The sequence below is a fragment of the Embleya sp. NPDC127516 genome, assembly GCF_044765325.1.
Classification (GTDB): Bacteria; Actinomycetota; Actinomycetes; order Streptomycetales; family Streptomycetaceae; genus Embleya.
The window spans coordinates 39512-66363 of record NZ_JBIWJT010000011.1 but is presented as its reverse complement, the minus strand read 5'-3'; the positions used below and the strand labels follow the sequence as shown (position 1 = coordinate 66363).

Genomic DNA, 26852 nt, shown 5'->3' with positions numbered 1-26852 from the left:
AGTCGCGCAGTCCGGGAACCGTAACGAATTCGCCCTCGATCAACGCCTCCCCGCCGGCTTCCCGCGTGGCTTGGTTTCGGTCAGGAGGGGGTGTGGGGGCGGACTCTGGGGGCCAGGAGGGCGCCGAGGAGGGAGATGGTGAGCATGATGGCGAAGATCAGGGTGAAGACGCCCGCGTCCTGGCCGGTGCCCTCGTGGAGTGCGGCGAAGATGGCGCCGGCCAGGCCGACCATGACGATCGTGCCGAGCGAGTCGGCGACCTGGAGCGATGAGGAGTTGGTGCCGGACTCCTCGGGTGTGGACAGGTCGAGGGTGAGCACGCTCACCGAGGAGACGGCCATGCCCATGCCCGCGCCGCCGAAGAACCAGCCCACGGTGACCGTGTACGGGGACATGCCCGGGATCAGGGCCAGCAGCGCCCCGCCGATCGCGATCGCCACGAACAGGAAGCCCAGTTGGACCAGGCGCGGCCGGCGCTCGTGTGGTGAGCGGCCCTGGTACCAGGAGCCGACCGCCCAGGACAACGCGCCCACGGTCAAGGTCAGTCCCGCCTGGGTCGGCGACAGGCCGTGTTCGCTGATCAGCATCAGTGGTACGAACGACTCGACCGCGAAGAAGGCACCGGCCAGCACGCCCCGGGACAGGATCACCGTCGGCAATCCGCGTACCGCGCGCAGCGTGCCCGCCGGCAGCAGCCGGGGTACCGTCACCGCCATCAGCGCCAAACCCGCGACCAGCAGCAACACGCCCACCACGCTCAGGTGTTGGCCGCCGTACTGCAACATGCCCGCGCCCACCGAGGCGCCGACCGCCGCGCCGATCCGGCGGCGGTTCATCCGCGCGTCCGGGTCGGGCTCGCTCGCCATCCGCTTGAGCTGCGGCAACATCATCACGATCGGCAGCGCCACGAGCACCGGGATGGCCAGGAACACCCACCGCCAGCCCAGGTGATCGGTGACCAGGCCGGACACCGGCGGCCCGACGATCGAGGGCAGCACCCACGCCGCCGAGAACGCCGAGAACACGCGGGGGCGCAGCGCGGACGGGTACGCCTTGCCGACCACCACGTACAGCGACACGATCACGAGCCCGCCGCCGAGGCCCTGCACGGCCCGGCCCACGATGAACGGCCACATCGACTGCGCCGTGCCGGCCAACACGAGTCCGGCCGCGAACGCCCCGATTCCGCCGAACAGCGGCAGCCGGGGTCCACGCGCGTCACACCATTCGCCGGAGACCACCATGGCGAGCAGGCTCGTGGTGAAGAACGCGGAGAAGGCCAGGGCGTACAGCGGCACGCCGTCCAGTTCCTCGACCGCCACCGGCATCGCGGTGCCGACCGCCATCGCCTCGAAGGCGATCAGCAGGACGACCGACACGATCCCGAGGGTGAGGTGGAGATAGGGCCGGGTCAGTACACCGGGCTCCCCGTCGTCGGATTTCCCAACACTGCGTCGTGCGGACTTCGACTCTCCCAGGGCTGTCACCGAGACAGCCTAGACCCTGCCATATGGAAGTACTTATCAATACGATCCGCCCACCTCTCGGGCCGACCGGCGGGCACGGAACGCAGGCCCGGCAGGCAAGCGGAACGCCCGCCCGCCGGCCCGCGGAACGCACACGCCCTAGTCCAACACCACATCCCGAGGCCGCAGCGGCAATCGCGGCAGTTCCAACCCGGTCGCGTCCCGGACCGCCGCCGCGACCGCCGCCGGGACCGGCACGATCGCCGCGTCGCCCAGGCCCTTCGCGCCGAACGGCGCGCCCGGCTGCGGCTCCTCGATCCACGCGGCCACCCGCACCGGCGGCACGTCCCAGGTCCCCGGCGGCGTCCACGCCGACTCGATGTCCTCCATCAGCGCGAGCCCGACCCCCATCGCCACCGAGCTCTCCACCCGCACCCGGGCCTGCGCGGGGTCCAGCACCCGCCCCGCGTCGTATGCCCCGGTCACGTCCACCACCCGGATCGTGCCCAGCTCCGGATCCAGGTCGACCACCACCCGACACGCCGAGAAGGCCACCGCCGGATACGCGTTGCCCTGCCCCGCGTCGTCCAGCGGCTCGGTGCTCGGCGCCCGGCACGCGCCCGCCGTGGTCACCGTCGCGGTGTCCTGGTACATCACGTCCACCGACAGGTCGATCAAGCCGTCGTAGGACCTGATCCGCCCGTCCCGCACATCCAACAACCGCGCCGTCATCCCGTACCGCGCCGCCACCGGCGCCAACAACCGCTCGCGGATCTCCCGCGCGGCCTGTTCCACCGCCCCCGCCGTCAGCCACGTGTGTCGCCCCACCCCGGGCGCCCCCGCCGTCGGCAACGCGGTGCCCGCCTGGAGCACGATCGCGTCCGGCACGCCCAGCACCTCGTCCACGATCTGCCGGACCAGCGTCACGAAGCCCTGCCCGACCTCGACCGCCGCGCAGGTCACCGTCACCACGCCGCCGTCGAGCCGCACGGTCGCCGTCGAGGACTCGTCGGCCCCCTCGATCCCGAGCAGCGGCATCAGCCCGACCGCGTACCCGGTCCCGCGCAACGTCCCGGGCGCCGGCGGCGCGGCCGGCGGTGCCGCCTCGGCCACCGCCCGCAGCGCGGCCCCCACCGGAACCGGCCCGTCCAGCACCTGACCCGTCGTCAACATCGTTCCGGAGCTGAGCGCGTTGCGCAGCCGCAGCTCCACCGGGTCCATCCCGAGCGCGTCCGCGAGCTTGTCCATCTGCGCCTCGTGCGCGAAGCACACCTGCACCGCGCCGGGCCCGCGCATCGCCCCCGCAGGCGGGTTGTTGGTGCGCACCGCCCACGCGTCGACCACCGCGTACGGCACCATGTACGGCCCGGCGGCGCACCCGATCAGCCGCCCGATCACCTCCGGCGAGACACCCGCGTACGCGCCGCCGTCCAGGATGATCTGCGCCTCCACCGCGAGCAGCCGACCGTCCCGGTCCGCCCGGTGGGTGTACTTCATCCGCGCCGCGTGCCGATGCCCGCCGACCCGCAACGACTCGTCCCGATCGAGCACCGCCTTGACCGGCCGCCCGGTGCGCAGCGCCAGCAGCCCGACCACCGCGGTCAGCCCGATGTCCTCGCGCGTGCCGGAGGAGCCGCCCGCGCCGGTGGGCATCAGCCGGACCATGCCGGCGGGCAGCCCCAGGCACTCGGCGACCTGGTCGCGGTCCGCGTGCGGGTACGGCGAGGCCACGTGCAGCTCGACCCCGCCGTCCGGCGAGGGCAGCGCGAGCGCGGCATCGGTGGCCGGGTTGGCCTGGTACTGCGCGGGCACCTCGTACAGCCCCTCGACCACCACCTCCTCCACCGGCGTGCCGTCCCGGCGCAGCTTGACCGGCCGGCCGTGGCGCAGCGCGATGTGCCGCAGCACGTTGCCGTCGGGATGCAACGGCGGCCCCGCGAAAGCGTGTTCGGGATCCGAGGCGATCTCCAGCGGCTGGTACGACACGAGCACCGCCGCGGCGCCGGCCCGCGCCGCCTGGAGGGTCTCGGCCGCCACCGCCGCGACCGCCTCGCCGGCGAAGCGCACCACGCCGTCCGCGAGCACCGGCCGGTCCGCCACGATCGCACCGTGGCACGCGCCCGGCGGCAGGTCCGCCGCGGTGACCACACCGCGCACCCCCGGCACGGTGTAGGCCGGGGCCGCGTCCACGCCCAGGATCCGCGCGTGTCGATGCGGCGAGCGCACCAGCACGCACCACAGCAGGCCCGGCGCCCACAGGTCGCCGGTGTAGGAGAAACGTCCCCGTGCCTTGGCGTCCCCGTCCGGACGCGGTGCGGACTCGCCGATCACCGGTTCACGCCGATCACTCGTTCTCGCCGATCACTCGTTGCCGCCGGCCGTCGGCGGCGCGATCACGTTGAACATCATCGTCGTGTGGGTCTCCCGCGGCGCCCGCCTGCGCGCCGCCGCGCGAACCGCGTCCACCATCGGATGCGGTCCGGCGCATCGGCACGGGTGTCCGTCCAGCGCGCGCCGGATCTCCACCTCGCCCGGCTCCGCCACGTGGGCCAGCAGCGCGCACGCGGACGCGACCACTCCCGGCACGCAGTAGCCGCACTGGACCGCGCCGGACTCGACCAGCGCGCGCTGCACGTCGACGGTCTCCGGGTCGTTGTCCAGGTCCTCGATGGTGCGCACCTCGCGGTCGCCCAGGGTGGCCGCCGCGATCAGACAGGCGGACACCGCGACTCCGTCCAGGTGCACCGTGCAGGTCCCGCACACGCCCTGACCGCAGCCGTCCTTGGCACCGGGCAGGCCCAGCCGCTCGCGCAGCACGTACAGCAGGTTTTCGCCGATCCAGGCGTTCTCGATCAGCCGCGCCTCGCCGTTGACGCGCAGGACGTACGACGTCGTCGGGGTCGCGTCGGCGTCGAACCCGAGGCCGCTCATCCGCCGAACGCCCGTTGTACCGCGCGTCGCGCGCACACCGCGACCACGTGCCGCAGGTGGGCCCGGGCGGCGCGCTGTTCCGCCTCGGGTCGGACCTCGTCCGCGACCAACCGGCCGAAGTCGGCCGCGTCGCGCGCGTCCAGGAGCCGCCCCGTGTGCGCGTCCATCCGCCCCGCCAACCACTGTTCGGCCTCGAACGCGCGAACCGGGCCGGGGTGCGCCCCGCCGACCGCGCAGCGCACGTCGCCGACCACGGGGCCGGCCACCAGGGCCAGGGTCAGGTATCGCCCGCCGCCCACCGGCGCCTTGACGAACTCCTGTACGCCGCGCAGCAGCGGCACCCGCACGCCGGTGATCAACTCCCCCGGACGCAGCAGTTGTTCGGCGATCGCACCTTCCTTGGGCGCGAGCAGATGCGGGGCGACCTCACGCACTCCGCCCGGCGAACGGCACGACACGGTGGCCTCCAGGGCCGCGAGTACGGGCAGCGAGTCGGCGGCCGCGCCGCGGCTGAGGATGTTGCCGCCGAGAGTGCCCATCGCGCGCACCTGCGCGGTGCCCACCTCGTTGGCGGCGGCGGCCAGTGCGGGCACGAGCGAGGCCAGGTCGGCGTCCGCGAGCCGGGCCCAGGTGAGCCCGGCACCGAGCATGGCGAAGCCGTCCTCGTAACCCCACCGCCGCAGGTCGGCGACCTTCGCCAGACCCACCAGGGCCGGCGGTCGCACCGTTCCGGCGTTGACGCGGGGCATGAGGTCGGTCCCCCCGGCCACCGGCAGTGCCCGGGGATCGCGCGCGAGGGCCTCAACGGCCTCGTCGAGCGACAGCGGCATCAAGATCGTCGCGTCCACAGCGCCGCCCACCCTATTGCCACGCACCCCGCGAATGGACCGCTTGGACCGAGATTTGAGCCAACCCGAAACCCCACCCCGCCCGGACGCCCACCAGGCCCCCACAGACCCACCCCGAAGCCGTAAAACCCCAGCCTCGAACCAAAACGAAACGGGTGGGCGAGTGGGTGAACACTCCCGAGCCGGCCAAGACGCGACGCAAGAGGCGCCGGCCAAAGCAACCGACGCCTCCGCAACCGTCAACGCACCCTCAGCGACTACTTGCCGCCGCTCTTGCCACCGCTCTTGTCCTTGTCCCCACCGGCCCCGCCGGCCGGCATCGTCTCGTAGATCTCCTTGCACATCGGGCAGACCGGGTACTTCTTCGGGTCGCGACCCGGTACCCAGACCTTCCCGCACAAAGCGATGACCGGGCTCCCGGACATCGCGCTTTCCATGATCTTGTCGCGCTGGACGTAGTGCGCGAAGCGCTCGTGGTCACCGTCGCCGTGGGAGAGCTTCGGCGTCTCCTCGATCAGCGTGCCGGTGCCCGTCCCGTGCTCCGGCTCCGGGAAGCTCTGGGGAGTGGTCATGCCCACCAGGATAGCCAGACACCGGCGGCGCCGAACGGCGCGTTGGATCGTGCCGGCGAGGCGCCCGCCCGAGGTCGGTCGGGGCGCCGGCCCGAGGTCAGTTCAGCGTCGGATCCTCCGGGTACGTGGCGACCATCGCCAACTCGCCCACCTGCCGCCGCAGTACCGCCCGCCACAGCCGATCCGGCGTGGGCGAGAACGCGTCGCCGGGCTCGGAGTCGACCACGTACCACGCGCCCGACTTGAGCTCGGTCTCCAACTGCCCCGGTCCCCAGCCCGCGTAGCCCGCGAAGACCCGCATCGAGCCGAAGTCGGCGGCGACCAGTTCCGGCGGCACGTCCAGGTCGACCAGACCCAGCCCGCCGTGCACCCGGCGCCAGCCCAGCGGCTCCGCGCCGCCCGGTACCGACGCGATGGCCAGCGCCGAGTCCATCGCGACCGGGCCGCCCTGGAACACCACCGGCGGCTCGCTGACGATCTTGGACCACGGCACGAGCACGTCGTTGACGTCCACCGGGCTGGGGCGGTTGATCACCACGCCCAGGGTGCCGTCCTCGTCGTGCTCCAGGAGGAAGACCACACACCGGTCGAAGTTGGGATCGGCCAGCGCGGGCGTGGCCACGAGCAGGCGTCCGGTGAGCGATACCTCGGTCATGCGCTCATGATCCCGCAACCGCCGGGTCGTGGTGCGCCACCCGGCGAGGAAGTCGCCCGGCCAGGAGCAGCGCGCAGGAGGTACCGAGCAGGTCGGCGACCACGTCCCACGGGTCGCCGCTGCGATGCGGGAGCACGAAGTGCTGGATCAATTCACTCTCCACCGCGTGTGCCGCGAGCGCCACACCCAGCACGGTCGGACCGATTCCGACACGCCGACCGGTCCAGGCAATGGCGGCGAACGAGAGAAAATGCACGATCTTGTCACGATGCGGAACTATCGGCGCCGGGTCGCCCGGGCTGCCCGGATTGAACAGGAGTACCAGGTTCACCAGCACCGCTCCCGCGAACACCCAGTACGCAAGCTTGTTGGCGGCCATCCCAACCCTTCGTCCACGGGCCGAACGACCCTTTGTCCCGGGCCCTTCGGCGCCGCGAGCCGGCAACGGGAGCGGTGGGTGTCCGACTACCGTGTAGCGCTGTCGGCCCATCTCCCCTGTCGGCTTCGGTACCCACAGAAGTGCGAGGATTCATGCAAGACGACGTGCTCTTGGTTCACGGCGGTTCCCCGCTTGAGGGCGAGGTTCGCGTCAAGGGCGCCAAGAACCTGGTGCCGAAGGCGATGGTGGCGGCGCTTCTCGGCGAGGCGCCGAGCCGACTGCGCAACGTCCCGGAGATCAGCGACGTACGCATCGTCAAGGGCCTGCTGCAACTGCACGGTGTGGCGGTGCGCGAGGGCGACGAGCCGGGCGAGTTGCTGATGGACCCGACCCAGGTCGAGCAGGCCAACGTCGCGGACATCGACGCGCACGCGGGTTCGAGCCGGATCCCGATCCTGCTCTGCGGACCGCTGCTGCACCGACTGGGCCGCGCGTTCATCCCGGACCTGGGCGGCTGCATGATCGGCGACCGGCCGATCGACTTCCACCTGAGCGTGCTGCGCGAGTTCGGCGCGGTGATCACCAAGCGTCCCGAGGGTCTCTACATCGAGGCGCCCAACGGCCTCAAGGGCACCAAGGTGAGCCTGCCGTTCCCGAGCGTGGGCGCCACCGAGCAGGTGCTGCTCGCGGCGGTGCGCGCGGAGGGCACCACCGAGTTGTCCAACGCGGCGGTGGAGCCGGAGATCATAGACCTCATCTGCGTGCTCCAGAAGATGGGCGCGATCATCTCGGTGACCACCGACCGGGTGATCCGGATCACCGGCGTGTCCAAGCTCGGCGGTTACGACCACCGCGCCCTGCCGGACCGCCTGGAGGCCGCGTCCTGGGGCTGCGCGGCGCTGGCCACGCACGGCGACATCTACGTCCGCGGCGCCCGCCAACTGGACATGATGACCTTCCTGAACGTCTTCCGTCAGGTCGGCGGCGCGTTCTCGATCGACGACGAGGGCATCCGCTTCTGGCACCCGGGCGGCCCGCTGAACGCGATCGCGCTGGAGACCGACGTGCACCCGGGCTTCCAGACCGACTGGCAACAACCGCTGGTGGTCGCGCTGACCCAGGCCACCGGCCTGTCCATCGTGCACGAGACGGTCTACGAGCGGCGGCTGGGCTTCACCTCCGCGCTCAACCAGATGGGCGCCACGATCCAGCTCTACAGCGAGTGCCTGGGCGGCACGCCGTGCCGGTTCGGCCAGCGCAACTTCCAGCACTCCGCGGTCATCTCCGGCCCGGCCAAGCTGCACGCGACCGACCTGGAGATCCCGGACCTGCGCGCGGGCTTCTCGTACCTGATCGCCGCGCTGGCCGCCGAGGGCACCTCGCGGGTCACCGGCATCGATCTGATCGAGCGCGGCTACGAGGACTTCCAGGCCAAGCTCGAGGCCCTGGGCGCCCGCGTGGAGCTGCCGATGAGGGTCGCCGAGAGCGTCGCCTAAGCCGTTTCCCGGGCCTCCGCGGGCCCCAGTGCCCTCTTCCCGGGGCCACAGGGGCCCGAGGAGGCCCGCAAACGGCCCCGGTGGGCCCGACGACGCCGGAAGGGCGGCTTCCCCGAGGGGAAGCCGCCCTTCCGGTTTTCTACCGGGGCGCTACGGACTTACTTGCCCGAGGCCGCGGCCTTGAGCTTCGAGCCCGCCGAAACCTTGACGCCGAAGCCGGCCGGGATGTCGATCGGGTCGCCGGTCTGCGGGTTCCGCGCGGTGCGGGCGGCGCGGTGGGTGCGCTCGAAGGTGAGGAAGCCCGGGATGGAGACCTTCTCGTCACCCTTGGCGACGATCTCGCCGACGACGTCGGCGAGCGCGCTCAGTACGGCATCCGCGTCCTTGCGGGTCACGTCGGCGCGCTCCGCGAGGGCGGCCACCAGCTCACTGCGGTTCATGTGTCACTCCCGTGTCTTGCTGACCTCCGCCGACGACCACGGAACGTGGTCGCAAACGTGGTTCAGTCCAACTCGCTGTTCTTGCCCCGGGGACGAATCCTGCACTCATCCATGCCCGGAAGCTAATCAAGGACACGCCAAATCACTGGGAAAGCCCCGTGATTTCGCGGTTCCGGCAGATTACGGGGCCGTTAGGGGGCCCCTGCAACCGGGATACGTACGGACAGTACGACGATCATCCCGCAGGGTTCTGACGCTCCGCCAACACCGCGTCCCGCACCGCCGCGGCCACCACGGCGGACACCTCCGGGTGGAAAACACTCGGAATGATGTAGTTCGGGTTGACTTCGTCGTCGGAGACCACCGACGCCAGCGCCCGCGCGGCGGCGAGCAGCATGTCGTTGGTGATGTGCCGGCTCTGCGCGTCCACCAGACCGCGGAAGACACCCGGAAAGACCAGCACGTTGTTGATCTGGTTGGGGAAGTCGCTGCGGCCGGTGGCGACCACCGCGGCGTGCTCCAGGGCCGTCGCCGGATCCACCTCGGGATCCGGGTTGGCCAGCGCGAACACGATCGAGTCCGGCGCCATCGCGGCGATGTCGGTGCCTGCGAGTACGTTCGGCGCCGACACCCCGACGAAGACGTCCGCGCCGACCACGGCCTCCTTGAGCGTGCCGGTGAGGCCCTGCTCGTTGGTGTGCTCCGCGATCCAGCGCAGGTCCTCGCCCATGTCGGTGCGACCGGTGTGCACGACGCCTTGGACGTCCGCGACCACCACGTGGCCGGCGCCCGCGGACAGGAGCAGCTTGAGGATCGCCGTGCCCGCCGCGCCCGCGCCGGACATGACAATGCGCACATCCTCGATCTTCTTGCCGACCACCCGCAGCGCGTTGGTGAGCGCGGCGAGCACCACGATCGCGGTGCCGTGCTGGTCGTCGTGGAAGACCGGAATGTCCAGCGTCTCGCGCAGCCGGCGCTCGATCTCGAAGCAGCGCGGCGCGGAGATGTCCTCCAGGTTGATCCCGGCGAAGCCCGGGGCCATCACCTGGACGGCCCGCACGATCTCGTCCGGGTCCTGGGTGTCCAGGCAGATCGGCCACGCGTCGATCCCGGCGAAGCGCTTGAACAGGGCCGCCTTGCCCTCCATCACCGGCAGCGCGGCCTTGGGGCCGATGTTGCCCAGGCCGAGCACCGCGGAGCCGTCGGTGACCACGGCGACGGTGTTGCGCTTGATGGTCAGCCGGCGCGCGTCGTCCGGATTCTCCGCGATCGCCATGCACACCCGCGCCACGCCCGGGGTGTAGATCATCGAGAGGTCGTCACGGTTGCGGATCGGATGCTTGGACTGCATCTCGATCTTGCCGCCGAGGTGCATCAGGAAGGTTCGGTCCGAGACCTTGCCGAGGCTGACGCCCTCGATCTCCCGGACCGCCTCCACGAGCCGGTCGGCGTGCTCCGTCGAGGTCGCGGCGATCGTGACGTCGATCCGCAGGCGCTCGTGGCCGGACGCGGTGACGTCGAGCGCGGTGATCGACCCCCCGGCGGATTCGACCGTGTTGGTGAGTCGACTGACCGATCGGCCCCCCGCGGGGACCTCCAGTCGAGCCGTGATCGAGTACGAGGCGCTGGGCGCTGCGGGCATGAACTCTTTCTCCTCCGATCGCTGCGGCACCCCGTCTGCCACGGCGCCGCATCGCTCCCGATGGTCTCACTTCGTGGACACGAGCGGGTCCGCGGGCCGTCCCGGGCGCCCGCCTTACCCGGGCCGGGCGCCACCGCAAACTGTGATCCTCGTCCTTCGCCGTTCATTCCGGCGCCGGGCGGCCGGTCGGTTACGCTGTTTTACGACACCGGCTCGATCCAAGCCCCCGGGCCCAACCATTAGTCCCTACGAGGGACCACTTGCCGAGAGGCGAGCATTGGCGGGTCGGTGTCCTCGACATCACACCGGCGGTCCCCCAGGGGCCGCCGGTTTCGTATGCGCGGCCTCGTCCCGCCGACACCCCCACGACGCCCGACGCGCCTCGCGCCGCTCACCGGCCGCGGTCCGGCGCTCGTCGGCGAGTCGGCCGCGGTGACGCTCATGCCGCGCGCGTTCGCCCGAGGCCGAGGCCGAGGCCGCTCGCGGCCGAGAGCACGGCGCCCAGGGCGATCCACGCGCCGAGCACCACGAGGTGCCCGCCGGCGCCGTTGCCGTCGAAGAAGGCGGTCGAGCGCAGCAGGTTGCCGCCCGCGCCGGGCGGCAGCAGTCGGCCGAGCTTGCCCCACGGCTGGGGGAGCAGTTCCGGTGCGCTCGTCGCGCCCGACAGCGGATTGCCGATCAGGAACATGGTGACCGCGCCGAGCACGATGCCCGGCCTGCCCAGCACCGCGGCCAGGCCGATGATCGGCAGGTTGACCGCGAGCAGCAGCAGCGCCACGGCACCGGCGTCGACCGCGTAGGGGCCCGACAGCGCACCGACCCACCCCTGGAGCAATCCCGTGGCCGCGAGCCCGCCCAGCGCGGCGAACAGCGCCGCTCCCGCGAGTCGCAGCCGCAGTCGGGGCACGAACAGGGTCAGGAAGATCCCGCTGAACATCCCGGTCATCACGAGTGGCAGCACCGCGCCGCCCAGGCCCGCGCCGCGCGGATCGTCCGCGGGAGCCGGTACGACGTCGACCACGGGTACCGGCCGGCCCTCGTGCACCGCGGCCACGTATCGCGGCAGCGACTGCGCCACCGTGGCGCTCGCGGCGGAGGCGGTCAGCAGGCGCGGTCCGGCCGGGCCGAGCACGATCGCGCCGTAGTCCCGGCGATCCTCGATCCGGGCCCGCGCCGCCGCCTCGTCGGCCACGGCGTGCACCGTGAACGCGCCCGGATGCGCGCGTTCGAGGCGATCGGCCAGCGCGCTCGCCTCGGCCGGCGCGCCCGCCACGGCGATCGGCAGGTCCCGCGGCTCGCTGCGGGCGCCCGGCCACGCGAAGAGCGTCACCATCAGCAGTTGCAGAACCACGAGCCCCACCGCGACCGCGGCCGCGATCCGCACCGGCGACGTCGGTCGCGCGCTCCGCGGCGCCGTCTCGGGGCCCGACCCCGACCCCGCGGGCGCCATCTCTTCGGCCGTTCCCGGAGTCCGCTCCTCCGAGGCGTTGTACGGCATGGCGACTCCACGCTCCCTCGCACACGATCCCGTTCGGGATCCGGGCAATTCATCGATCGATGAATCCGATCCTGGGCGCGCGCCGGCGTACTGTCAAGACGAATGTTCGTTTTATTATCGAGCCATGCCCAAGGTCAGCCAGGAACACCTCGACGCCCGCCACCGCCAGATCCTGGAGGCCGCGCGGCGCTGCTTCGCGCGCAACGGTTTCCACCGCACGTCGATGCCCGACGTCTTCGCCGAGGCCGGGCTGTCCGCGGGCGCGGTCTATCGCTACTTCAAGGGCAAGGACGAACTGATCGCCGCCTGCTGCACCGACGCGCTACAGGCGGTGGCCGCGGCGCTACCGGACCCGCACACGCTGGCGCAAGGGGACGTCGGACCGCCCCCGCTCGCGGCGACTCTGGATCGGCTCGTCGACGCCGTCGTCGAACTCGACGGCCAGGAGGGCATCGGCCGAGTGGCGATCCAGGTCTGGGGCGAGGCCATCCGCGACCCGCGACTGAGGACGCACGTGCGGACCGAGTACGACGCCGTACTCGATCGCCTCGTCGCGGTCTGCGCGCTCTACCTCGACGCCGGCGCACTGCCCCCGACCGTGGATCCCAAGGTCGTCGCACTGGCCGTGATGGCACTGCTCCAGGGCTTCACGATCCAGCGCACGGTGTTGGGCCACACCTCGGAGGCCGACTTCAAGGCGGGCATCCGCGCGCTGCTCGGCGCGCGCGACGACATGTGACACACGCGAGAAGGCCCGGTGTGCGAGCACACCGGGCCTTCTCGTCAACAGGGGTGGAGGTGGCGGGAATTGAACCCGCGTCCTACGGTGCGGAACCAGAGCTTCTCCGAGCGCAGTCCACAACGATTTTCTCGGCCCCGGTGTTCACGTGGACAAGACACCGACGGGCCCAGTTACTGTTTATTGTCCCGCACGACCCCGTAACCGGGTCTTGCGGTGGAGTCCCCTAGATTATGCCAGGGTCCGGGGCGGGGACGCACCCGGTCTGACACCTTCGGATACTCGCTTAGGCAGCGAGGGCGAAGGAATCGCGCTTGGTATCGGCGATTATTTGTTTGCGACAGGTGGTTAACGAGATCATTGTCGCTTCCTCGGCTCGCTTCCTCTGCTTCGACAGCCGCAGTCGAAACCGATCACCCCCTATTGAGTTTTCAAGCAACCACCGAGGCTCCGAGGAACCCTGGTGCCCTGCTCGACGGCCCGAACCGCCACACTTGCTCGGCCCGAACCAGCCACATCGTACGGTCCAACGTCGGACCGGTCCACTTCATTCCCGGCGGGTCATCCTCGACGGCCACGCACGTACTTCGACATCACGCGCTCCGTCTCGCGCCGGTCCTGCTGTTCGCGCAGGGTCTGTCGTTTGTCGTAGTTCTTCTTGCCCTTGGCCAGCGCCAGTTCGAGTTTGGCCCGACCGTCCTTGAAGTACAGGCTCAGCGGCACGAGGGTGTGACCGGTTTCCTGGGTCGCCTGGACCAGTTTCTCGATCTCGTGGCGGTGCAGCAGCAGCTTGCGCTTGCGCCGCGCCGCGTGGTTCGTCCACGTGCCCTGCGAGTACTCCGAGATGTGCACGTTGTGCAGCCACACCTCGCCGCCGTCGATGCTCGCGTAGCCGTCCACCAGGGACGCCTTGCCGGCTCGCAACGACTTGACCTCGGTGCCGGTCAGGACGAGGCCGACTTCGAGGGTGTCCTCGATGAGGTAGTCGTGCCGCGCCTTCTTGTTCTGCGCGATGAGCTTGCGCCCGGTCTCTTTCGCCATGATCCCTGCATTCTCGCGCATGGCCGCAAGCTCATTACCCGCCCGGGTGGCCGGCCTTTCCGATCCGATTCCGTCGCGGCCCCCGGGTCCGCTGTCACAACCACAGCGCGGGGTCGACGAACTCGCCATCCACGAGCACCTCGAAATGCAGGTGCGCGCCGGTGGACCAGCCGGTGTTGCCGGACCGGCCGACCTGGTCGCCGCGGGCCACCCGCTGCCCCTCGCGCACGGTGATCCGGGACAGGTGGTTGTACGTCGTGGTCAGCGCGACCCCGCCGACCCGCCCGTGCGAGAGCACCACGCGGTAGCCGTACGCCGCGTTGTAGCCGGTCTGCACCACCGTGCCCGCGCGGGCGGCGGTCACCGAGGTGTCCTGCGGGACCGCGAAGTCGGTGCCGGTGTGCAGCTTCGTGTACTCCAGGATCGGGTGGTAGCGCATCCCGAAGCCCGAGCTGACCGGCCCGCGCACCGGATAGGAGAGCGCACCGCCCTGCTTCGCGGACGAGGACGCTCTGCCCGCCGCGCCCGCCGGCGCGTTGCTCCGGTTCGCCAGCTCCGTCAACCGCTTCTGCTCGGACCGGGTCGCCTCGTAGCGCTGCTGGTCGGCCGCCTTCTCCTCGCGCGCGGTCGCCAGCGCGGCCTCGCGCTGCTTCGCCAGCGCGGCCACCTTCGCCTCCGCGTCGGTCGCGGTCTTCTCCAGGGCGACCACCTCGGCGAGTTGCCGAGTGGCCTCGGTGTGCCGCACCCGGGCCTCCGCGCGACGCCGCTCCAGCTCGGCCCGGCGGGCGTCGATCGCGTCCCGGGTGCGCTCCAGCCGGGCGATCGTCTCGTGGTCCGCCTGAAGCATCTGCCGATAGCTCTGGAGGCTGCTGAGCAGCTCCGCCGGGGTCTGCGCGCGCAGGATCATCGACAACTGCGCCATCGCGCCGTTGCGGTACGCCCGGCCCACCAGCCGGGTCACGTCGTCGCGCACCGCCTGGGTCGAGGCCGCCACGTCGTGCAGCTCGGCCTCCGCCGTGCGCACCGCGGCCTCCGCCAGCTCCACGCCGTGGCTCAGGTCGACCGTCCGGGTTCGCGCCTCGGCCACGCGCGCCCGGGCCGCCTCGAGGGCGGCTCGGGCGCCCGGCCCGGCCGCCTCGGCCTCGGCGTACGCGGTCTCCGCGGTCGCCAGGCGGGCCAGTGACGCGTCCAGGTCGGCCCGCATGCCCCGGGCCGCGGCGTCGGCGCGCTGCCGACGGGCCCGCGCGTCACCGCCGTCGCCGTCGGCGTACGCGGGCACAAAACCGACCGCGGCCGTGATCACCACGAGCGCGGAGAAGCCGAGTCGCCTGGTCCGAATTCTGCGCATGATCACAAGAAACGCGTAATTGCCAGAAATTGCCACGACCCACACCGGTATGGAAGTAATACGAACCCATCCGGCTGCGTACAAACGTTCGACAGCCCCGTTCCGCGGTGGCGGAACAGGGCCGTCGGGGCCGTCGGGTCGAGTTCCGCGAACGGATCCCGGGTCAGACCTTGAGGTACTTCAGGAGCGTGAAGAACGACGCGATCGCCGACATCAGCACCCCGAAGAGGATCAAGAGCGGCAGGGTCGCCAGCACCGGTCCCCAGCCGATCAACTCGAATGCGTTGAACTGCTGACCCAGGCCCTTCTCGACGCCGAAGAAGAACCCGGTGCTCAACAGGCCGGAGGCCAGCACACCGCCCAGCAGGCCGGCGATGGCGGATTCCATGATGAACGGCAATTGGATGTACAGATTCGACGCGCCGACGAGCCGCATGATGCCGGTCTCCCGCCGCCGGCTGAACGCGGACACCCGCGCCGTGTTGACGATCAGCAGGATCGCCACCAGGAGCATGAATCCCATCACGCCGTAGGCCGCGTACTGCGCGTTCTTCAGCAGCTTGAAGAACGGCTCCAGGATCTTGCGCTGGTCCTGGACGGACTGCACGCCCGGTCTGCCGGCGAACGCGCTCGCCACGACGTTGTACTTGGTCGGGTCCTTGAGCTTGACCCGGAAGGATTCCGGCAACTGGTCGGCGGTGACGCTGCCGGAGAGCGGGGATTCCTTGTTCTGCTCCTTGAAGTGCTGGAACGCCTCCTGCTTGGACTCCTGGTAGGTCTTCTCCACGAGCGGCATTCGGCTGAGCTCGGCCTTGATCGCATCGCGTTGCTCGTTGGAGACCTCGCCGCCCGCACATCCGGCGTCGTGGTCGCTCTTGCCGCACAGGAAGATCGAGACCTCGACCCGGTCGTACCAGTAGTCCTTCATCTCGTTCACCTGAACCCGCAGCAGCGCACCCGCTCCGGCCAGCGTGAGGGACAGCGCGACACTGACGATCACCGCGATCGTCATGGTCAGGTTCCGGCGGAGACCGACTCCGATCTCCGAGAGGACGAACTGGGCGCGCATGATGTCCTAGTCGCTAGGGGCGCGGCCGGACTGCCGCGCCGTGGTGGTCCGGTGGATCAGTGCTGGTAGCCGTACACGCCGCGAGACTGGTCGCGGACCAGGCGGCCCTGCTCCAGCTCGATCACGCGCTTGCGCATCTGGTCCACGATCGCCTGGTCGTGTGTGGCCATCAGGATCGTGGTGCCGGTCCGGTTGATCCGGTCGAGCAGCTTCATGATGCCGACGCTGTTCTGCGGGTCGAGGTTGCCGGTCGGCTCGTCGGCGATGAGGATCATCGGCCGGTTCACGAAGGCACGGGCGATCGCCACACGCTGCTGCTCACCACCGGACAGTTCGCCGGGCATGCGGTCTTCCTTGCCGCCCAGCCCCACCAGGTCCAGCACCTCCGGTACCACCTTGCGGATCGTGCCTCGGGGCTTGCCGATCACCTCGAGCGCGAACGCGACGTTCTGATAAACCGTCTTGTTGGGCAGCAGGCGGAAGTCCTGGAAGACGGTGCCCACCTGGCGGCGAAGCGCCGGCACCTTCCAGTTGGACAACCGGCCGAGGTCCTTGCCCGCCACGAAGATGTTGCCTAGGGACGGCCGCTCCTCTTTGAGGACCAGCCGCAGAAAGGTGGACTTACCCGAGCCCGAGGACCCGACGAGGAAGACGAACTCACCCTTCTCCACTTCGAGGGAGACGTCGTGCAACGCGGGGCGCGGCTGCTTCGGGTAGGTCTTGCTGACGTTGTCGAATCGGATCACGGTTGCATCACGGTGCGCCAGTGTAGGGGGCAGGGCATCCGGCCGGGGGCACAGGTGTGGCCAAGGGACCACGCCGTCGCGAGCCGGGCGCCCAGGCTCGAACGGAGTGGTCGTCGGGCATGGCCATTCCGTGAGTGTAAGCGGCACAGTGGAAGGGGACGGGAACTTCCCACCGCGTCGTGAGCGTTATGCGTGTCGATGCGTGATAGCGGAGCAATCGAGGCGGAGGCGTCGAGATGACCTTGGACCGCCTGGTGTGCGCGAACTGTGCCGGCCTGGTCGCGGAGGGTCGCTGCCCGACGTGCCGGGCCAGTCGTGAACGGCTCCAGCGTTCCGGTGGACTCAATCTCCAACCCGCGATGCTCGCGGCACTCGCACTGCTGGTCCTGGTGTGCGCGCTGCTGCTGGCCCGCGTGGGCGGCTGAGCCGCGGAGCACGAGTCGCCGGGCCGGATGCGGCCCCGCTCGCCCGAGCAGGACCCCCACCATCCCCGAACAACTGCGAAACGACACGAAGGCCCTGGGTGCCCCCAGGGCCTTCGCGTCGTACAGCGGCATTCCGCGGCTTCCGGAACCCGGATCGGGCATTGTCGGCAGCTGTCCGACGCGGACCGAACCGAGCGGGCGCCCCGTTGTCGAGGCCGGGCACAGGGCCCGGCGTCGTACCGCGGTGCCGCCCACCGTCCGTGATTCCGAGCCGACCGTTTCACAGACGCACTCGCGATGACGCGGTGCGCCCGGCCCGGAACGGCTGGACGGCGGATTCAGTGCCCCGGCACCGCCGCGCCGGGGCACAAGTCTTCGACTCAGGCCGCGGAGGCCTGCTGACGGCGCTTGAGCCGCGCCGGCAGCACGGTGAAGGTGAAGCCACCGGCCGCCATCGCGGCGCCGCCGACGACCAGGAACGCCATGTTGGCGCCGGAGCCGGTCGAGGCCAGTTCCTTGTTCGCGGGCTGCTGCGCCGCCGGAGCGGTGTCGCCTCCGCCGAAGTCGCGAACGGGGGCGTTCTGCTGGTCGCCGTTGCCGCTGCTCGTCCGGGTGTTCCCGTCGCCGCCGCAGTTCAGGTCGAGCCCGCCGGTGGCGTGCGTGGCGTCACACGTGTTGCCGCCACCGGTGCTGCCGCCCGAGTTGCCCTTCGTGGTGGTCCCGGAACCGCCCGAGTTGCCCTTCGTGGAGCCCGAGGACGAGGTCCCCGTGGATCCGGCCGAAGTGCCCTGCGAGCCGGAGGACGTACCGCTCGAGCTGCCCGAGCTGGTAGTGCCGGTGGTCGAACCCGACGTCGTCGTACCGGTGGTCGAACCGGACGTGGTCGTGCCCGTGGTCGAACCCGAGGTGGTGGTGCCCGTGGTCGAGCCCGACGTGGTCTCACCCGTGGTCGAACCCGACGTGGTCGTACCGGTGGTCGAGCCCGACGTGGTCTCACCCGTGGTCGAACCCGACGTGGTCGTACCCGTGGTCGAACCCGACGTGGTCGTGCCGGTGGTCGACCCCGACGTGTTGCCGGTCGTGGCGCCCACGATCGTGCCGCCGGTGGTTGCGCCGACGACGGTGCCACCGGTGGTCGTACCCGTGGTGGTGCCCGTGGTCGTACCGGTCGTGCTGCCGGAGGTCTCGCCGGGCGGGCACGTGTGCGTCTGCTCGCACCCGTCGTCCGGACCCGGGTCCGCCGCGCTCGCGACGCCCGCGACCGCGAAGGACGCGCCCGCCGCGAACAGCGCGGCGGCGGCTATCCGAGCCGTCCGGACGCGCATTTTGGTTGTCATCAATTAACCCCCAGTTGGTGGGATCCCCGTATCCGCGCCGGCGCGGGTGGGGTCCCAAACGCCGTTGGGCATCACTTCGACGCGCGCCCGTGCCATCCGTGGATGGCACTCGGACTCCGATCGGATGCGTCGCGGCAATGCCGCCGTTCAGACTGGTAACCGGGCGGATGCCGCGTCAAGGGCGTTCGGAGAGGGTTGCGGGGTTAATTCCGATTCGCCGCGAAAATCGGCACGAAAGCGCAACGCGTCACAACACGAAGACCCCCGCGAATACGTGGGGGTCTTCGTGCTCGGGAATCGGGTATGAACCGGCTTTTCGCTCGGCGGACCCCGCCGTTCGCGGCGACTACGCGGCGGCGGTCTGCTGTTGCTTGCGCCAGCGGATTCCGGCCTCGATGAAGCCGTCGATTTCGCCATCGAGCACCGACTGCGGGTTGCCCACCTCGAATTCGGTGCGCAGGTCCTTGACCATCTGGTACGGGTGCAGGACGTACGAACGCATCTGGTTGCCCCAGGACGAGCCCTCGCCCTTGAGCGCGTTCATCCGGGCCTGCTCCTCCTGGCGCTGGCGCTCGAGCAGCTTGGCCGAGAGCACCGCCATCGCGGAGGCGCGGTTCTGGATCTGGGAGCGCTCGTTCTGGCAGGACACCACGATGCCGGTCGGGATGTGCGTGATGCGCACCGCCGAGTCGGTGGTGTTGACGCCCTGGCCACCGGGACCGGACGAGCGGTAGACGTCCACCCGCAGCTCGGACTCGTCGATGTCGACGCGGTCGCTCTGCTCGACGACCGGCAGCACCTCGACGCCCGCGAACGAGGTCTGTCGGCGGCCCTGGTTGTCGAACGGCGAGATCCGCACCAGGCGATGCGTGCCCTGCTCGACGGACAGCGTGCCGTAGGCGTACGGCACCTTGACCGCGAAGGTGGCCGACTTGATGCCGGCCTCCTCGGCGTAGGAGGTGTCGTAGACCTCGGTCGGGTAGCCGTGCCGCTCGGCCCAGCGGGTGTACATCCGCAGGAGCATCTCGGCGAAGTCGGCGGCGTCCACGCCACCGGCCTCGGATCGGATGGTCACCAGCGCCTCGCGCGAGTCGTACTCGCCGGAGAGCAGCGTGCGCACTTCCAGTTCGCCGACCGCCTTGTGCACCGCCGCGAGCTCGTTCTCGGCCTCGGTGCGGGTGTCCGCGTCGTCCTCGGCCTCGGCGAGCTCGAACAGGACGTTGACGTCGTCCAGACGCCGGCGCAGGTCCTCGACGCGGCGCAGCTCACCCTGCAGGAAGGAGAGCCGGCTGGTCACCTTCTGGGCGGCTTCGGGGTCGTCCCAAAGATCCGGCGCCGCCGCCTTTTCGTTGAGCGCGGCCACATCGGCCCGCATCTTGTCGAGGTCGAGGACGGCCTCGATCGACGTCATGGTCGACTCGACGGACTTGAGCTCTTCGGAAGGATCAACGGCAGCCACGCCACCATCCTAAGTGGATCGCGGCCCGGTCTCGGACTCAGCCCGGGTCCGGACTCGACCCGGCGGCCTGGACCCGGCCGTTGTCGGCGCGGATGTACACGTCCACCCGGTCGGTTCCGGCGGCCGTCGCGGCCGGGGCGTCGGCGGTGGCGGTGTTCGGGTCGACCGGCCGCCAGCCGCCCTCGCCGGGCACCGCGCCGAGCAGTCGGCCGTTGCCGTCGCGGGCGAGCACGAGCAGGCCCCGGCCCTGGGTGTAGGCGGCGGCCGGGCGGGCGGACGCGGCCAGGCCGACCCGCTCGGGCTCGCGCCAGGTGCCGTCGAGGAAGGGGATGTGCAGCACCGCGTGGTCGCCGGCGCGCACCACGAACGCGGCCAGCGTGCCGGGGGCGCCGGCGGTGAGCGCGGGCGCGGCCTCGATCCGGCCCGCGCTGGGCACCGTGGTGAAGCCGCTCCAGGAGGTCCCGGTGAGCGATCCGGCGGCCAGGCCGTCGGTGCTCGTGCGCGCGACGATGTCGATGCGATCGCCGGTGGCGACCGCGGCGGGCGCGCCGCCGAGCTTGGTCTTGGCGTCCGTCCTGGTCCACTCGCCGAACCGGCCGTCGGCCAGGGTCGAGCGGTAGAGCAACTTGTCGGTCGCGCCGACCGCGAACACGTCCAGGCGTCCGGGTGCGGCGCTGACCGCGGCGGGATCGTCGGTGGTGCGGAAGGTGGGCAGCCGGCGCCATTCCCCCCAGCGCGGGCCTTCGCCGCCGATGTACCAGAGCCCGCCCTCGCCGTCGCGCTGCACCACCCAGGCGTGTTCGGCGTCCGCCCGGGCCGCCGCCGGGCCGCCCTGGAGCAGTACGGGCGCGGCGGGCAGCGGCACGAACGCGGGCCACGCGTAGCCGGCGCCGGCGCGCTGCGGGGCGGGGCCACCCGAGCCGCCCGCGGGACCCGGGGTGCTCTGCTGCGTGACGCCGGAGGTCTGCCCGGCGGGTCGGGTCGAGGTGCCCTTGTCCCGGGTGAACCACACCGCGACCGCGCAGACCGCCGCGATGGCGAGCACACCGCAGATCACCAGGATCAGTCGGCGGCGCGCGGCGCCTGCGCGGCGGGCCGGTTTGCTCCGGCGGTGCGACTGCACCGGGGCCGCGTCGTCGAACACCGGGCGGGTCAGGTTGGTGTGCGTGTCCCGGCTGCCGTCGGCGGCCTCCGAGGTCCCCGAGACCAGCGGGACCACGCCTGCCGGGCGCGGTACGGGGGTGTCCTGGCGGCCGACGTTCCCGTTGGGGTCGGGCACGTCGAACGCGGGCAGGCCGATCAGCGACGGCAACGCGGAGCGCAGCCGTTCGCCGAACTCGCGGGCGGTCAACCGGGCGGCGGGCGCCTTGGACAGGCAGGACGCCAGCACCGCGGCCAGCGGATCCGGCAGGCCGGGGATGCCCGGCACCGGTTCGGTGACGTGTCGACGCAGCACCGCGCCGGGGTGCCCGCCGCCGAACGGCGTCCACCCGGTGAGCAGTTCGTACAGGACGGTGGCCAACGCGTACACGTCCACGGCGGCGGTGGGTTGCAGGCCCTCGATGATCTCGGGCGCCAGGTAGTCGGGCGTGCCGATGATCCGGGTGGCCCGGGTGCGGCGCGGCGCGTCGACCAGGCGGGCGATGCCGAAGTCGGTGAGGCGGGCCCGGGAGACCCCGGCGGAGTTGTCGATCAGGATGTTCTCGGGTTTGACGTCGCGGTGGATCACACCCTCGGCGTGCGCGGCGGACAACCCGTCCGCGACGTCGGCCACGATCGCGGCCGCCAGTCGGGGGGTGAGCACACGTTCGCGCTCCAGCCGGGCCCGCAGGTCGGGACCGATGACCAGGTCCATCACCAGCGCGAGGTCGGTACCGTCCACGACCAGGTCGTGCACCCCCACGATGTTGGGGTGGTCCAGGCTGGTCAGCGCGGTGCGCTCCTGCACGAAGCGCGCGACCAACACCTGGTCGGACGCGAGGTCTTCGCGCAGCAGCTTGATCGCGACGGGTCCCTCGGGTCCCTCGCCCTGCCAGACGGTCCCGCTGGCGCCGCGCCCGAGCACCTTCAGGGCGACGTATCGGCTACCGATCTTGCGTGCCAAAGCAGCTCCGTGGACCCAGCGAGCGTGGTGCTCACAGCGGACTTCCCCGACCGCACCCTACGCGGCCGACCCCCGGATCCGGGGACCGTCGGGCAGGACGGCGTGTACGAGGTCGTCCTCGACACGGGCGACCGGGGGATGATTATGCGTCAGTTCTTGGTGTCACCGCCGCCGCCGTCGTTGCCGGAGACGAAGTCCTTGACGTTGTCGTACCAGCCTCGAACGGTATCGAACCAGTCGATAGCGGAGTTCACCCAGTCGCGCAGCGGGCTGAACCAGTAGATGGCGAACAGGATCGCGGCCATGATCACCAGCCGGAGCAGGCAGCCGATGGTGCAGCCCACTCCCGGGATGCTGGTCAGCCGGAACCCGCGTCGCCTGCGCGGCTCGCGCTCGCGCGGTTCCGGCTCGCGCTCCCTCGGCTCGCGCGCCGGCCGTTCCCGGCGGCGCGGCTCGCGTTCGGGTGCCTCCTCGCGCCGATAGCGCGGTGGCGGGGGTGGCGGCGGCGGCCCGGGATCGGCGAGCGGCGGGGCGGGCGGCGCGGCGGCCTGTCGCACCGGCTCGGCGTACGCCGGCTGCGGCGGGTACTGCCGCGGTGGTTGCGGGTAGCCGGGCGGCTGCGTGCTCATCACCCGGGTCGCGTTGGGCGGGCTCGGCGGCGGTGTGCTCGGCGGTGTGGGCGGCGGCGCGGGATAGCCGCTCTGCGCCTGCGGGATGACCCGGGTGGGGTCGCCGGCGCCGGGGCGGGCGCCGAACGCGCTCGCGGCCAGCACCTGGGCGAGCGAGCCGTCGTCGGGCCGTACGCCGGCGACGATGTCGGCGGCCAGCCGCAGCGCGCGGCCCAGACCCGCCGCGTCCGGCCGAATCTCGGGCTGCTTGGCCAGGCAGCGCTCGGTGATCAGCCAGTACGCGTCGGGCATGCCGACCGGGCGGGTCGGCGCCTCGGTCAGGTGGTGGTGCAGCAGCGCGATCGGGTTGGTGTCCCGGAAGGGCGGGTGCCCGGCCACGAGTTCGTAGAGCACGACACCCGCGGCGTAGACGTCCACGGCCGGGGTGAGCGGTCGGCCCTCGGCGGTCTCGGGCGCGACGTAGCTGGGGGTGCCGACGAGTTCGTGGGTGCGGGTGAGCGCGGGCGAGTCGGCGAGCCGGGCGATGCCGAAGTCGGTCAGCATCGGGTAGAGCGAGTCGCCGTTGCGGGCGAGCATGATGTTGGCCGGTTTCAGGTCCCGGTGGATCACCCCGTCCGCGTGCGTCACACTCAGCGCGTCGCAGATCTGAGCCATCGTCAGGGCTGCGGCGGCCGGCGGCAGCGGGCCGTTGTCACGCAGGTAGGTGCGCAGGTCCGGGCCGTCGATCAGGTCCATCACCAGGGCGAGCGTCTCGCCCTCGACGACGAGGTCGCGTACGTGCACGAGGTTGGGGTGGCGCAGATTGAGCAGCAGCGAGCGCTCGCGCAGGAAGCGGGTGACCACGTCCGGGTCGGTGCCCAACTCCTCGCGCAGCACCTTGACCGCGACCGTCTCGCCCGAATCGCGCACGCTCGCGCGCCAGACGGTGCCACTGGCTCCGCGCCCCAGGGTTTCCTGAAGCAGATACTTGCTGCCGACCGGCCGGTCCACGACGCTCCCCACTGTCCTGTCCGCCACCTGGGCGGTGGTGCCGGGTTGCCGTCCACCCTAGGTGGTACTCGGCTACAGACGCATCGACCCCAGGTACGGTTCGCCACGTCGCGGCCGAACCCGAGGCGGTGTCGGTCCGAACCCGGCCGAACCCGGGCCGAACCCGGACCGGATCCAAGCCGGGCCCGCGCGGCGGATACTCGATGACGCGGAGCGACTCGACGGCGGCATCGTGTTCGGGCGATTCGCCGGCGACTCGGTCTTTTTCGGTCGAAATTCGGACAAGATCCATCGTCTGTCCGGCTGTAGGCGACATGACGGTCGCGGGTGCGAGGATGCCTCTTGTTTTCTGCTCGGAGGAGGGAGGCGCGCATGCAGATCCGGCTCACCGTGCACGGACCGCAGCGGACCGGACCGGGCGCCGACGTGCTCGTCACCGCGCCGTCCGGGACGACGTTCGCGGGCATCGCGGGCGCGCTGCGGACCGCCTCCGGGACCGAGGGCCAACGCTTCTGGGTGGGCGACATCCGGCTGCGCGACGACACCCCCGTGGGCCGACCGCCGCTGGTGGACGGCGCGCTGGTCACCGTAGACGCGCTCGGCTCCCCCTCGCCCTCCGCCGGATCCCCGCAGTTGCGGGTGGTCGGCGGGCCGGACGCGGGTGGCGTGCACCTGCTGCACCAGGGCGGGGTACGGATCGGCCGCGCGCCCGAGGCCGAGGTGCGCCTGGGCGACCCCGATCTGTCCCGCCTGCACGCCGAGTTGTGGATAGAGCCCGGCCGGATCCGCGTCGCCGACCTCGGCTCGACCAACGGCACCACCGTGGACGGGATGCCGATCGGCCGCGAACCGGTCGACCTGCCTCCGGGCTCGCTGCTGCGGGTCGGCGAATCCACCCTCCAGACCTTCCTGCCGCCGCCCTACGGCTCGCCCGAGGACGGCTCCGGAGCCCGCGCCCGGGCCGACGGCACCGGGCACATCGAGGTGCGTCGCACCGCCCGCGCACAACTGCCGGTGCCCGCCCGCGCCCGCTTCGAACTGCCCGAGGAGACGGCGGGCCGGCGCCGCCCGTTCGCGCTGCGCCGCCGGGCCGCCGGGACCGAGCGGGAGACGATCGAGGCGGCCGCCCGCTCGGCGCTGCTCGACGAGGTGCGCTGGCGACGGGACCAGTCGCCCGATCCGGCGACCCTGCTCCTGGACGCGCTGGCCACCGGCGAGCCCGGCCCGGCGGGCCGGTTGTGGGAGCGCGCGGCCGGCCACCCCGAGGCGCTGGGTGTGCGTCTGGGCGTCGGCGACCTGCCCTCGCGGGTGACCCTGGTGGAACCCTCGACCGTCGCCGGCACGGGCGGCGAGGAGCGCCGACTGACCGCGTTCTCGGTCCCGGTCACCGTCTCGCTCAAGGACACCGTGCTCGGCCTGACCGGGCACCGCCCCCGACTGCTGGGCCTGGCCCGCTCGGTGGTGGCCCAACTCGCCGGACTGCACGGACCGCAGGATGTGGAACTGGTCGTGCTGTGCGCCGACCCGGGCACCGCCGCCGACTGGTCCTGGGCCCGCTGGTTGCCGCACCTGCGGCCGGGCGAGGGTCAGGACTGCCGGCTCCTGGTCGGCCTGGGAGCGGATCAGGTGCGGGCCCGCGCGGGCGAACTGCTGGACCGGATCGACACCGCCGAGCGGGTCCCGGTCCGGCGCACCGTGGTGGTCCTGGACGGCGCGGGCCGGTTGGCCGCCCGTCCGGAGATCGTCCGGCTTCTGGTCGAGGGACCCGCGGCCGGCGTGCACGCGTTGTGTCTGGACGAGCGGGCCGAGGAACTGCCGCCGCAGTGCTCGGCGGTCGCGCACATCGCCGGCGAGGTCGGCACCCGGATCGACCTGATCGGGCCGGGCACCCGGCGCGTCGAGGACGTGGTCGCGGACGCGGTGTCGTCCGCGTGGGCGGACCGGTTCGCCCGTGCCCTGGCCCCGTTGCGCGAGGCCACCCGTCGGGTCACCTCACCGCTGCCGGAGTCGGTCCGGCTCCTGGACCTGCTCAACCTGGATCTGCTCACCCCCGCCAAACTGCTCGCGGGCTGGCGCGAGGCGGGCCGCTCGCCGCGCGCGGTGCTCGGCTCGGACGCGCGCGGCCCGGTCACCGTGGACCTGTCCACCGACGGGCCGCACGTGGTCATCGGCGGCGCCGCGGGCTCCGGCCGCTCCGAACTGCTCGCGTCCGTGCTGTGTTCGCTCGCGGTGGCCAATCGGCCGGACGAGCTCGCCATCGCGCTGGTGCACGGCCCGGAGGGGCTGTCCGAGCTGCCGCACGTGGTGGGACACCTCACCGACGCGGAGATCCCGGCCGCCGGTGACGCGGTCGCGGCCGTGCGGGACGAACTGGATCGCCGTGAGGGGCTGTTGCGCGGCACGCCGTTCGAGGCGTACCGGGCCGGCTCGGACCGGCCGCTGCCCCGGCTCGTGGTGGCGGTGGACGACATAGACCTGCTGGCCGAGGCGTACCCCGGCTTCGTCAAGAGCCTCGCCGACGTGGCCCATCGCGGCGGCGCGCACGGCGTGCACCTGCTGGTGACCACCGGTCAGCCCGCCCGGACCCCGGAGATCGAGGCCGCGGCGGGCGCCGAACTGCGGATCGCCCTGCGGGTGGACGATCCGCAGGCCTCGCGCGTGCTGATCGACGTCGAGGACGCGGCGGGCGTGGACGAGGACTATCCCGGGCGCGGGTTCGTGCGCGGCCGGGACGGCGCCGTCGTCCCGTTCCAGGCCGGCCGGGTGACCGGCCGGATGCCGCGCACGGCCACCCTGCGCCCCACCGTGGTCCGCCAGGAGTGGCAGGAGATGGGCAACCGCCTGGCCCGCCGCCCGACCCCCGTGGGCGGCGGCAAGGGCCCCACCGACCTGGCCCTGCTCACCGGTGCCGTCCGCCGCGCCGCGGAACAACTCGGTACCCCGCTCCAAACCCCTCTGTGGCCCCCGGCCCCCTTGGAGCACCTGGCCCGCAAAGCCCGGTAACGCCCACCCGACCAGGCCGCGGGGCCCCACCAGGC

At 71.7% G+C, this 26852-nt stretch carries 22 protein-coding genes and 1 other RNA gene; 4 read left to right on the top strand and 19 right to left on the bottom strand.

The genetic code is table 11. From position 1 onward, the window contains the following. Positions 1–80: 80 nt before the first annotated feature. From ACIRL2_RS22100 to ACIRL2_RS22070, 7 genes are all read right to left on the bottom strand, one after another. Complete coding sequence (locus ACIRL2_RS22100) at positions 81–1487, bottom strand: MFS transporter (RefSeq protein WP_395863371.1); 1407 nt, start codon at positions 1485–1487, stop codon at positions 81–83. Between the two features lie 138 nt (positions 1488–1625). Continuing rightward, complete coding sequence (locus ACIRL2_RS22095; RefSeq protein ID WP_395863372.1) at positions 1626–3797, bottom strand: xanthine dehydrogenase family protein molybdopterin-binding subunit; 2172 nt, start codon at positions 3795–3797, stop codon at positions 1626–1628. Positions 3798–3827: 30 nt separating this feature from the next. Then, a complete protein-coding gene (locus ACIRL2_RS22090; RefSeq protein ID WP_402234114.1) occupies positions 3828–4397 on the bottom strand; it encodes a (2Fe-2S)-binding protein in 570 nt (189 codons plus the stop codon). Further along, positions 4394–5227, bottom strand: a complete 834-nt coding sequence (locus ACIRL2_RS22085; RefSeq protein WP_395863483.1) for an FAD binding domain-containing protein — start codon at positions 5225–5227, stop codon at positions 4394–4396. Before ACIRL2_RS22085 ends, ACIRL2_RS22090 begins: the two co-directional genes overlap by 4 nt. A 275-nt stretch (positions 5228–5502) precedes the next feature. Beyond that, on the bottom strand, positions 5503–5817 hold the full coding sequence (locus tag ACIRL2_RS22080; RefSeq protein ID WP_395863376.1) for a DUF3039 domain-containing protein: 315 nt from the start codon (positions 5815–5817) through the stop codon (positions 5503–5505). Positions 5818–5914: 97 nt separating this feature from the next. Beyond that, positions 5915–6472, bottom strand: coding sequence for a YqgE/AlgH family protein (locus ACIRL2_RS22075; protein ID WP_395863378.1), 558 nt, complete (start codon positions 6470–6472; stop codon positions 5915–5917). 4 nt (positions 6473–6476) lie between these two features. Then, complete coding sequence (locus ACIRL2_RS22070; RefSeq protein ID WP_402234112.1) at positions 6477–6851, bottom strand: hypothetical protein; 375 nt, start codon at positions 6849–6851, stop codon at positions 6477–6479. Positions 6852–7003: 152 nt separating this feature from the next. On the opposite strand from ACIRL2_RS22070, the gene murA reads away from it, so the two are divergent. Further along, on the top strand, positions 7004–8347 hold the full coding sequence (gene murA, locus ACIRL2_RS22065; protein WP_395863382.1) for a UDP-N-acetylglucosamine 1-carboxyvinyltransferase: 1344 nt from the start codon (positions 7004–7006) through the stop codon (positions 8345–8347). A 158-nt stretch (positions 8348–8505) separates the two neighbouring features. Here the strand turns inward: murA and ACIRL2_RS22060 are convergent, their stop codons facing one another. From ACIRL2_RS22060 to ACIRL2_RS22050, 3 genes are all read right to left on the bottom strand, one after another. After that, entirely contained in the window at positions 8506–8787 is a 282-nt protein-coding gene (locus ACIRL2_RS22060; protein ID WP_355539945.1) for an HU family DNA-binding protein, read from the bottom strand. Positions 8788–9022: 235 nt separating this feature from the next. Then, positions 9023–10429, bottom strand: coding sequence for an NAD-dependent malic enzyme (locus ACIRL2_RS22055; RefSeq protein ID WP_395863383.1), 1407 nt, complete (start codon positions 10427–10429; stop codon positions 9023–9025). 439 nt (positions 10430–10868) lie between these two features. Further along, positions 10869–11927 (bottom strand): ABC transporter permease, encoded by a 1059-nt coding sequence (locus tag ACIRL2_RS22050; RefSeq protein ID WP_402234110.1) that lies wholly within the window; start codon positions 11925–11927, stop codon positions 10869–10871. A gap of 124 nt (positions 11928–12051) precedes the next feature. Here ACIRL2_RS22050 and ACIRL2_RS22045 point away from each other — a divergent pair, with 124 nt between their 5' ends. After that, a complete protein-coding gene (locus ACIRL2_RS22045) occupies positions 12052–12666 on the top strand; it encodes a TetR/AcrR family transcriptional regulator (protein ID WP_395863387.1) in 615 nt (204 codons plus the stop codon). Positions 12667–12717: 51 nt separating this feature from the next. Here ACIRL2_RS22045 and ssrA read toward each other — a convergent pair. From ssrA to ftsE, 5 genes are all read right to left on the bottom strand, one after another. Next, positions 12718–13087: a transfer-messenger RNA gene (gene ssrA, locus ACIRL2_RS22040) on the bottom strand. 140 nt (positions 13088–13227) lie between these two features. Then, positions 13228–13707, bottom strand: a complete 480-nt coding sequence (smpB, locus tag ACIRL2_RS22035) for an SsrA-binding protein SmpB (protein WP_395863485.1) — start codon at positions 13705–13707, stop codon at positions 13228–13230. Positions 13708–13801: 94 nt separating this feature from the next. Beyond that, complete coding sequence (locus tag ACIRL2_RS22030; RefSeq protein ID WP_402234109.1) at positions 13802–15055, bottom strand: peptidoglycan DD-metalloendopeptidase family protein; 1254 nt, start codon at positions 15053–15055, stop codon at positions 13802–13804. A gap of 163 nt (positions 15056–15218) precedes the next feature. Then, positions 15219–16124, bottom strand: a complete 906-nt coding sequence (gene ftsX, locus ACIRL2_RS22025; protein ID WP_395863391.1) for a permease-like cell division protein FtsX — start codon at positions 16122–16124, stop codon at positions 15219–15221. A gap of 56 nt (positions 16125–16180) precedes the next feature. Continuing rightward, complete coding sequence (gene ftsE / locus ACIRL2_RS22020) at positions 16181–16870, bottom strand: cell division ATP-binding protein FtsE (protein WP_020553326.1); 690 nt, start codon at positions 16868–16870, stop codon at positions 16181–16183. Positions 16871–17106: 236 nt separating this feature from the next. On the opposite strand from ftsE, the gene ACIRL2_RS22015 reads away from it, so the two are divergent. Continuing rightward, positions 17107–17295 (top strand): hypothetical protein, encoded by a 189-nt coding sequence (locus tag ACIRL2_RS22015; RefSeq protein ID WP_402234107.1) that lies wholly within the window; start codon positions 17107–17109, stop codon positions 17293–17295. A 380-nt stretch (positions 17296–17675) separates the two neighbouring features. On the opposite strand, the gene ACIRL2_RS22010 is transcribed toward ACIRL2_RS22015, so the two are convergent. The 4 genes from ACIRL2_RS22010 to ACIRL2_RS21995 all read right to left on the bottom strand — a co-directional run bounded on the left by ACIRL2_RS22010 (position 17676) and on the right by ACIRL2_RS21995 (position 23841). Beyond that, a complete protein-coding gene (locus ACIRL2_RS22010; RefSeq protein WP_402234105.1) occupies positions 17676–18632 on the bottom strand; it encodes a hypothetical protein in 957 nt (318 codons plus the stop codon). A 346-nt stretch (positions 18633–18978) separates the two neighbouring features. Then, positions 18979–20091 carry a peptide chain release factor 2 gene (gene prfB, locus ACIRL2_RS22005; RefSeq protein WP_395863397.1) on the bottom strand — a complete coding sequence of 371 codons (1113 nt, stop codon included), beginning with the start codon at positions 20089–20091 and terminating at the stop codon, positions 18979–18981. A 37-nt stretch (positions 20092–20128) separates the two neighbouring features. Continuing rightward, complete coding sequence (locus tag ACIRL2_RS22000; protein ID WP_395863399.1) at positions 20129–22195, bottom strand: protein kinase domain-containing protein; 2067 nt, start codon at positions 22193–22195, stop codon at positions 20129–20131. Between the two features lie 149 nt (positions 22196–22344). Next, positions 22345–23841: a serine/threonine-protein kinase gene (locus ACIRL2_RS21995; RefSeq protein WP_402234102.1), complete on the bottom strand. Its 1497-nt coding sequence runs from the start codon at positions 23839–23841 to the stop codon at positions 22345–22347. Positions 23842–24186: 345 nt separating this feature from the next. Between ACIRL2_RS21995 and ACIRL2_RS21990 the strand changes: the two genes are divergently transcribed. Next, complete coding sequence (locus ACIRL2_RS21990; RefSeq protein WP_395863403.1) at positions 24187–26817, top strand: FHA domain-containing protein; 2631 nt, start codon at positions 24187–24189, stop codon at positions 26815–26817. Positions 26818–26852: the final 35 nt, after the last annotated feature.

Excerpts from the sequence above, each read along its gene's own strand:
- ACIRL2_RS22055 (WP_395863383.1), bottom strand. The coding sequence starts at position 10,429 with ATGCCCGCAGCGCCCAGCGCCTCGTACTCGATCACGGCTCGACTGGAG.
- smpB (WP_395863485.1), bottom strand. The coding sequence starts at position 13,707 with ATGGCGAAAGAGACCGGGCGCAAGCTCATCGCGCAGAACAAGAAGGCG.
- ACIRL2_RS22075 (WP_395863378.1), bottom strand. The coding sequence starts at position 6,472 with ATGACCGAGGTATCGCTCACCGGACGCCTGCTCGTGGCCACGCCCGCG.
- ACIRL2_RS22045 (WP_395863387.1), top strand. The coding sequence starts at position 12,052 with ATGCCCAAGGTCAGCCAGGAACACCTCGACGCCCGCCACCGCCAGATC.
- ACIRL2_RS22070 (WP_402234112.1), bottom strand. The coding sequence starts at position 6,851 with ATGGCCGCCAACAAGCTTGCGTACTGGGTGTTCGCGGGAGCGGTGCTG.
- ACIRL2_RS22050 (WP_402234110.1), bottom strand. The coding sequence starts at position 11,927 with ATGCCGTACAACGCCTCGGAGGAGCGGACTCCGGGAACGGCCGAAGAG.
- ACIRL2_RS22090 (WP_402234114.1), bottom strand. The coding sequence starts at position 4,397 with ATGAGCGGCCTCGGGTTCGACGCCGACGCGACCCCGACGACGTCGTAC.
- ACIRL2_RS22080 (WP_395863376.1), bottom strand. The coding sequence starts at position 5,817 with ATGACCACTCCCCAGAGCTTCCCGGAGCCGGAGCACGGGACGGGCACC.
- ACIRL2_RS22015 (WP_402234107.1), top strand. The coding sequence starts at position 17,107 with ATGACCTTGGACCGCCTGGTGTGCGCGAACTGTGCCGGCCTGGTCGCG.
- ACIRL2_RS22085 (WP_395863483.1), bottom strand. The coding sequence starts at position 5,227 with ATGCCGCTGTCGCTCGACGAGGCCGTTGAGGCCCTCGCGCGCGATCCC.
- ACIRL2_RS22010 (WP_402234105.1), bottom strand. The coding sequence starts at position 18,632 with ATGACAACCAAAATGCGCGTCCGGACGGCTCGGATAGCCGCCGCCGCG.
- murA (WP_395863382.1), top strand. The coding sequence starts at position 7,004 with ATGCAAGACGACGTGCTCTTGGTTCACGGCGGTTCCCCGCTTGAGGGC.
- ACIRL2_RS22030 (WP_402234109.1), bottom strand. The coding sequence starts at position 15,055 with ATGCGCAGAATTCGGACCAGGCGACTCGGCTTCTCCGCGCTCGTGGTG.
- ACIRL2_RS21990 (WP_395863403.1), top strand. The coding sequence starts at position 24,187 with ATGCAGATCCGGCTCACCGTGCACGGACCGCAGCGGACCGGACCGGGC.
- ftsX (WP_395863391.1), bottom strand. The coding sequence starts at position 16,124 with ATGCGCGCCCAGTTCGTCCTCTCGGAGATCGGAGTCGGTCTCCGCCGG.
- ACIRL2_RS22060 (WP_355539945.1), bottom strand. The coding sequence starts at position 8,787 with ATGAACCGCAGTGAGCTGGTGGCCGCCCTCGCGGAGCGCGCCGACGTG.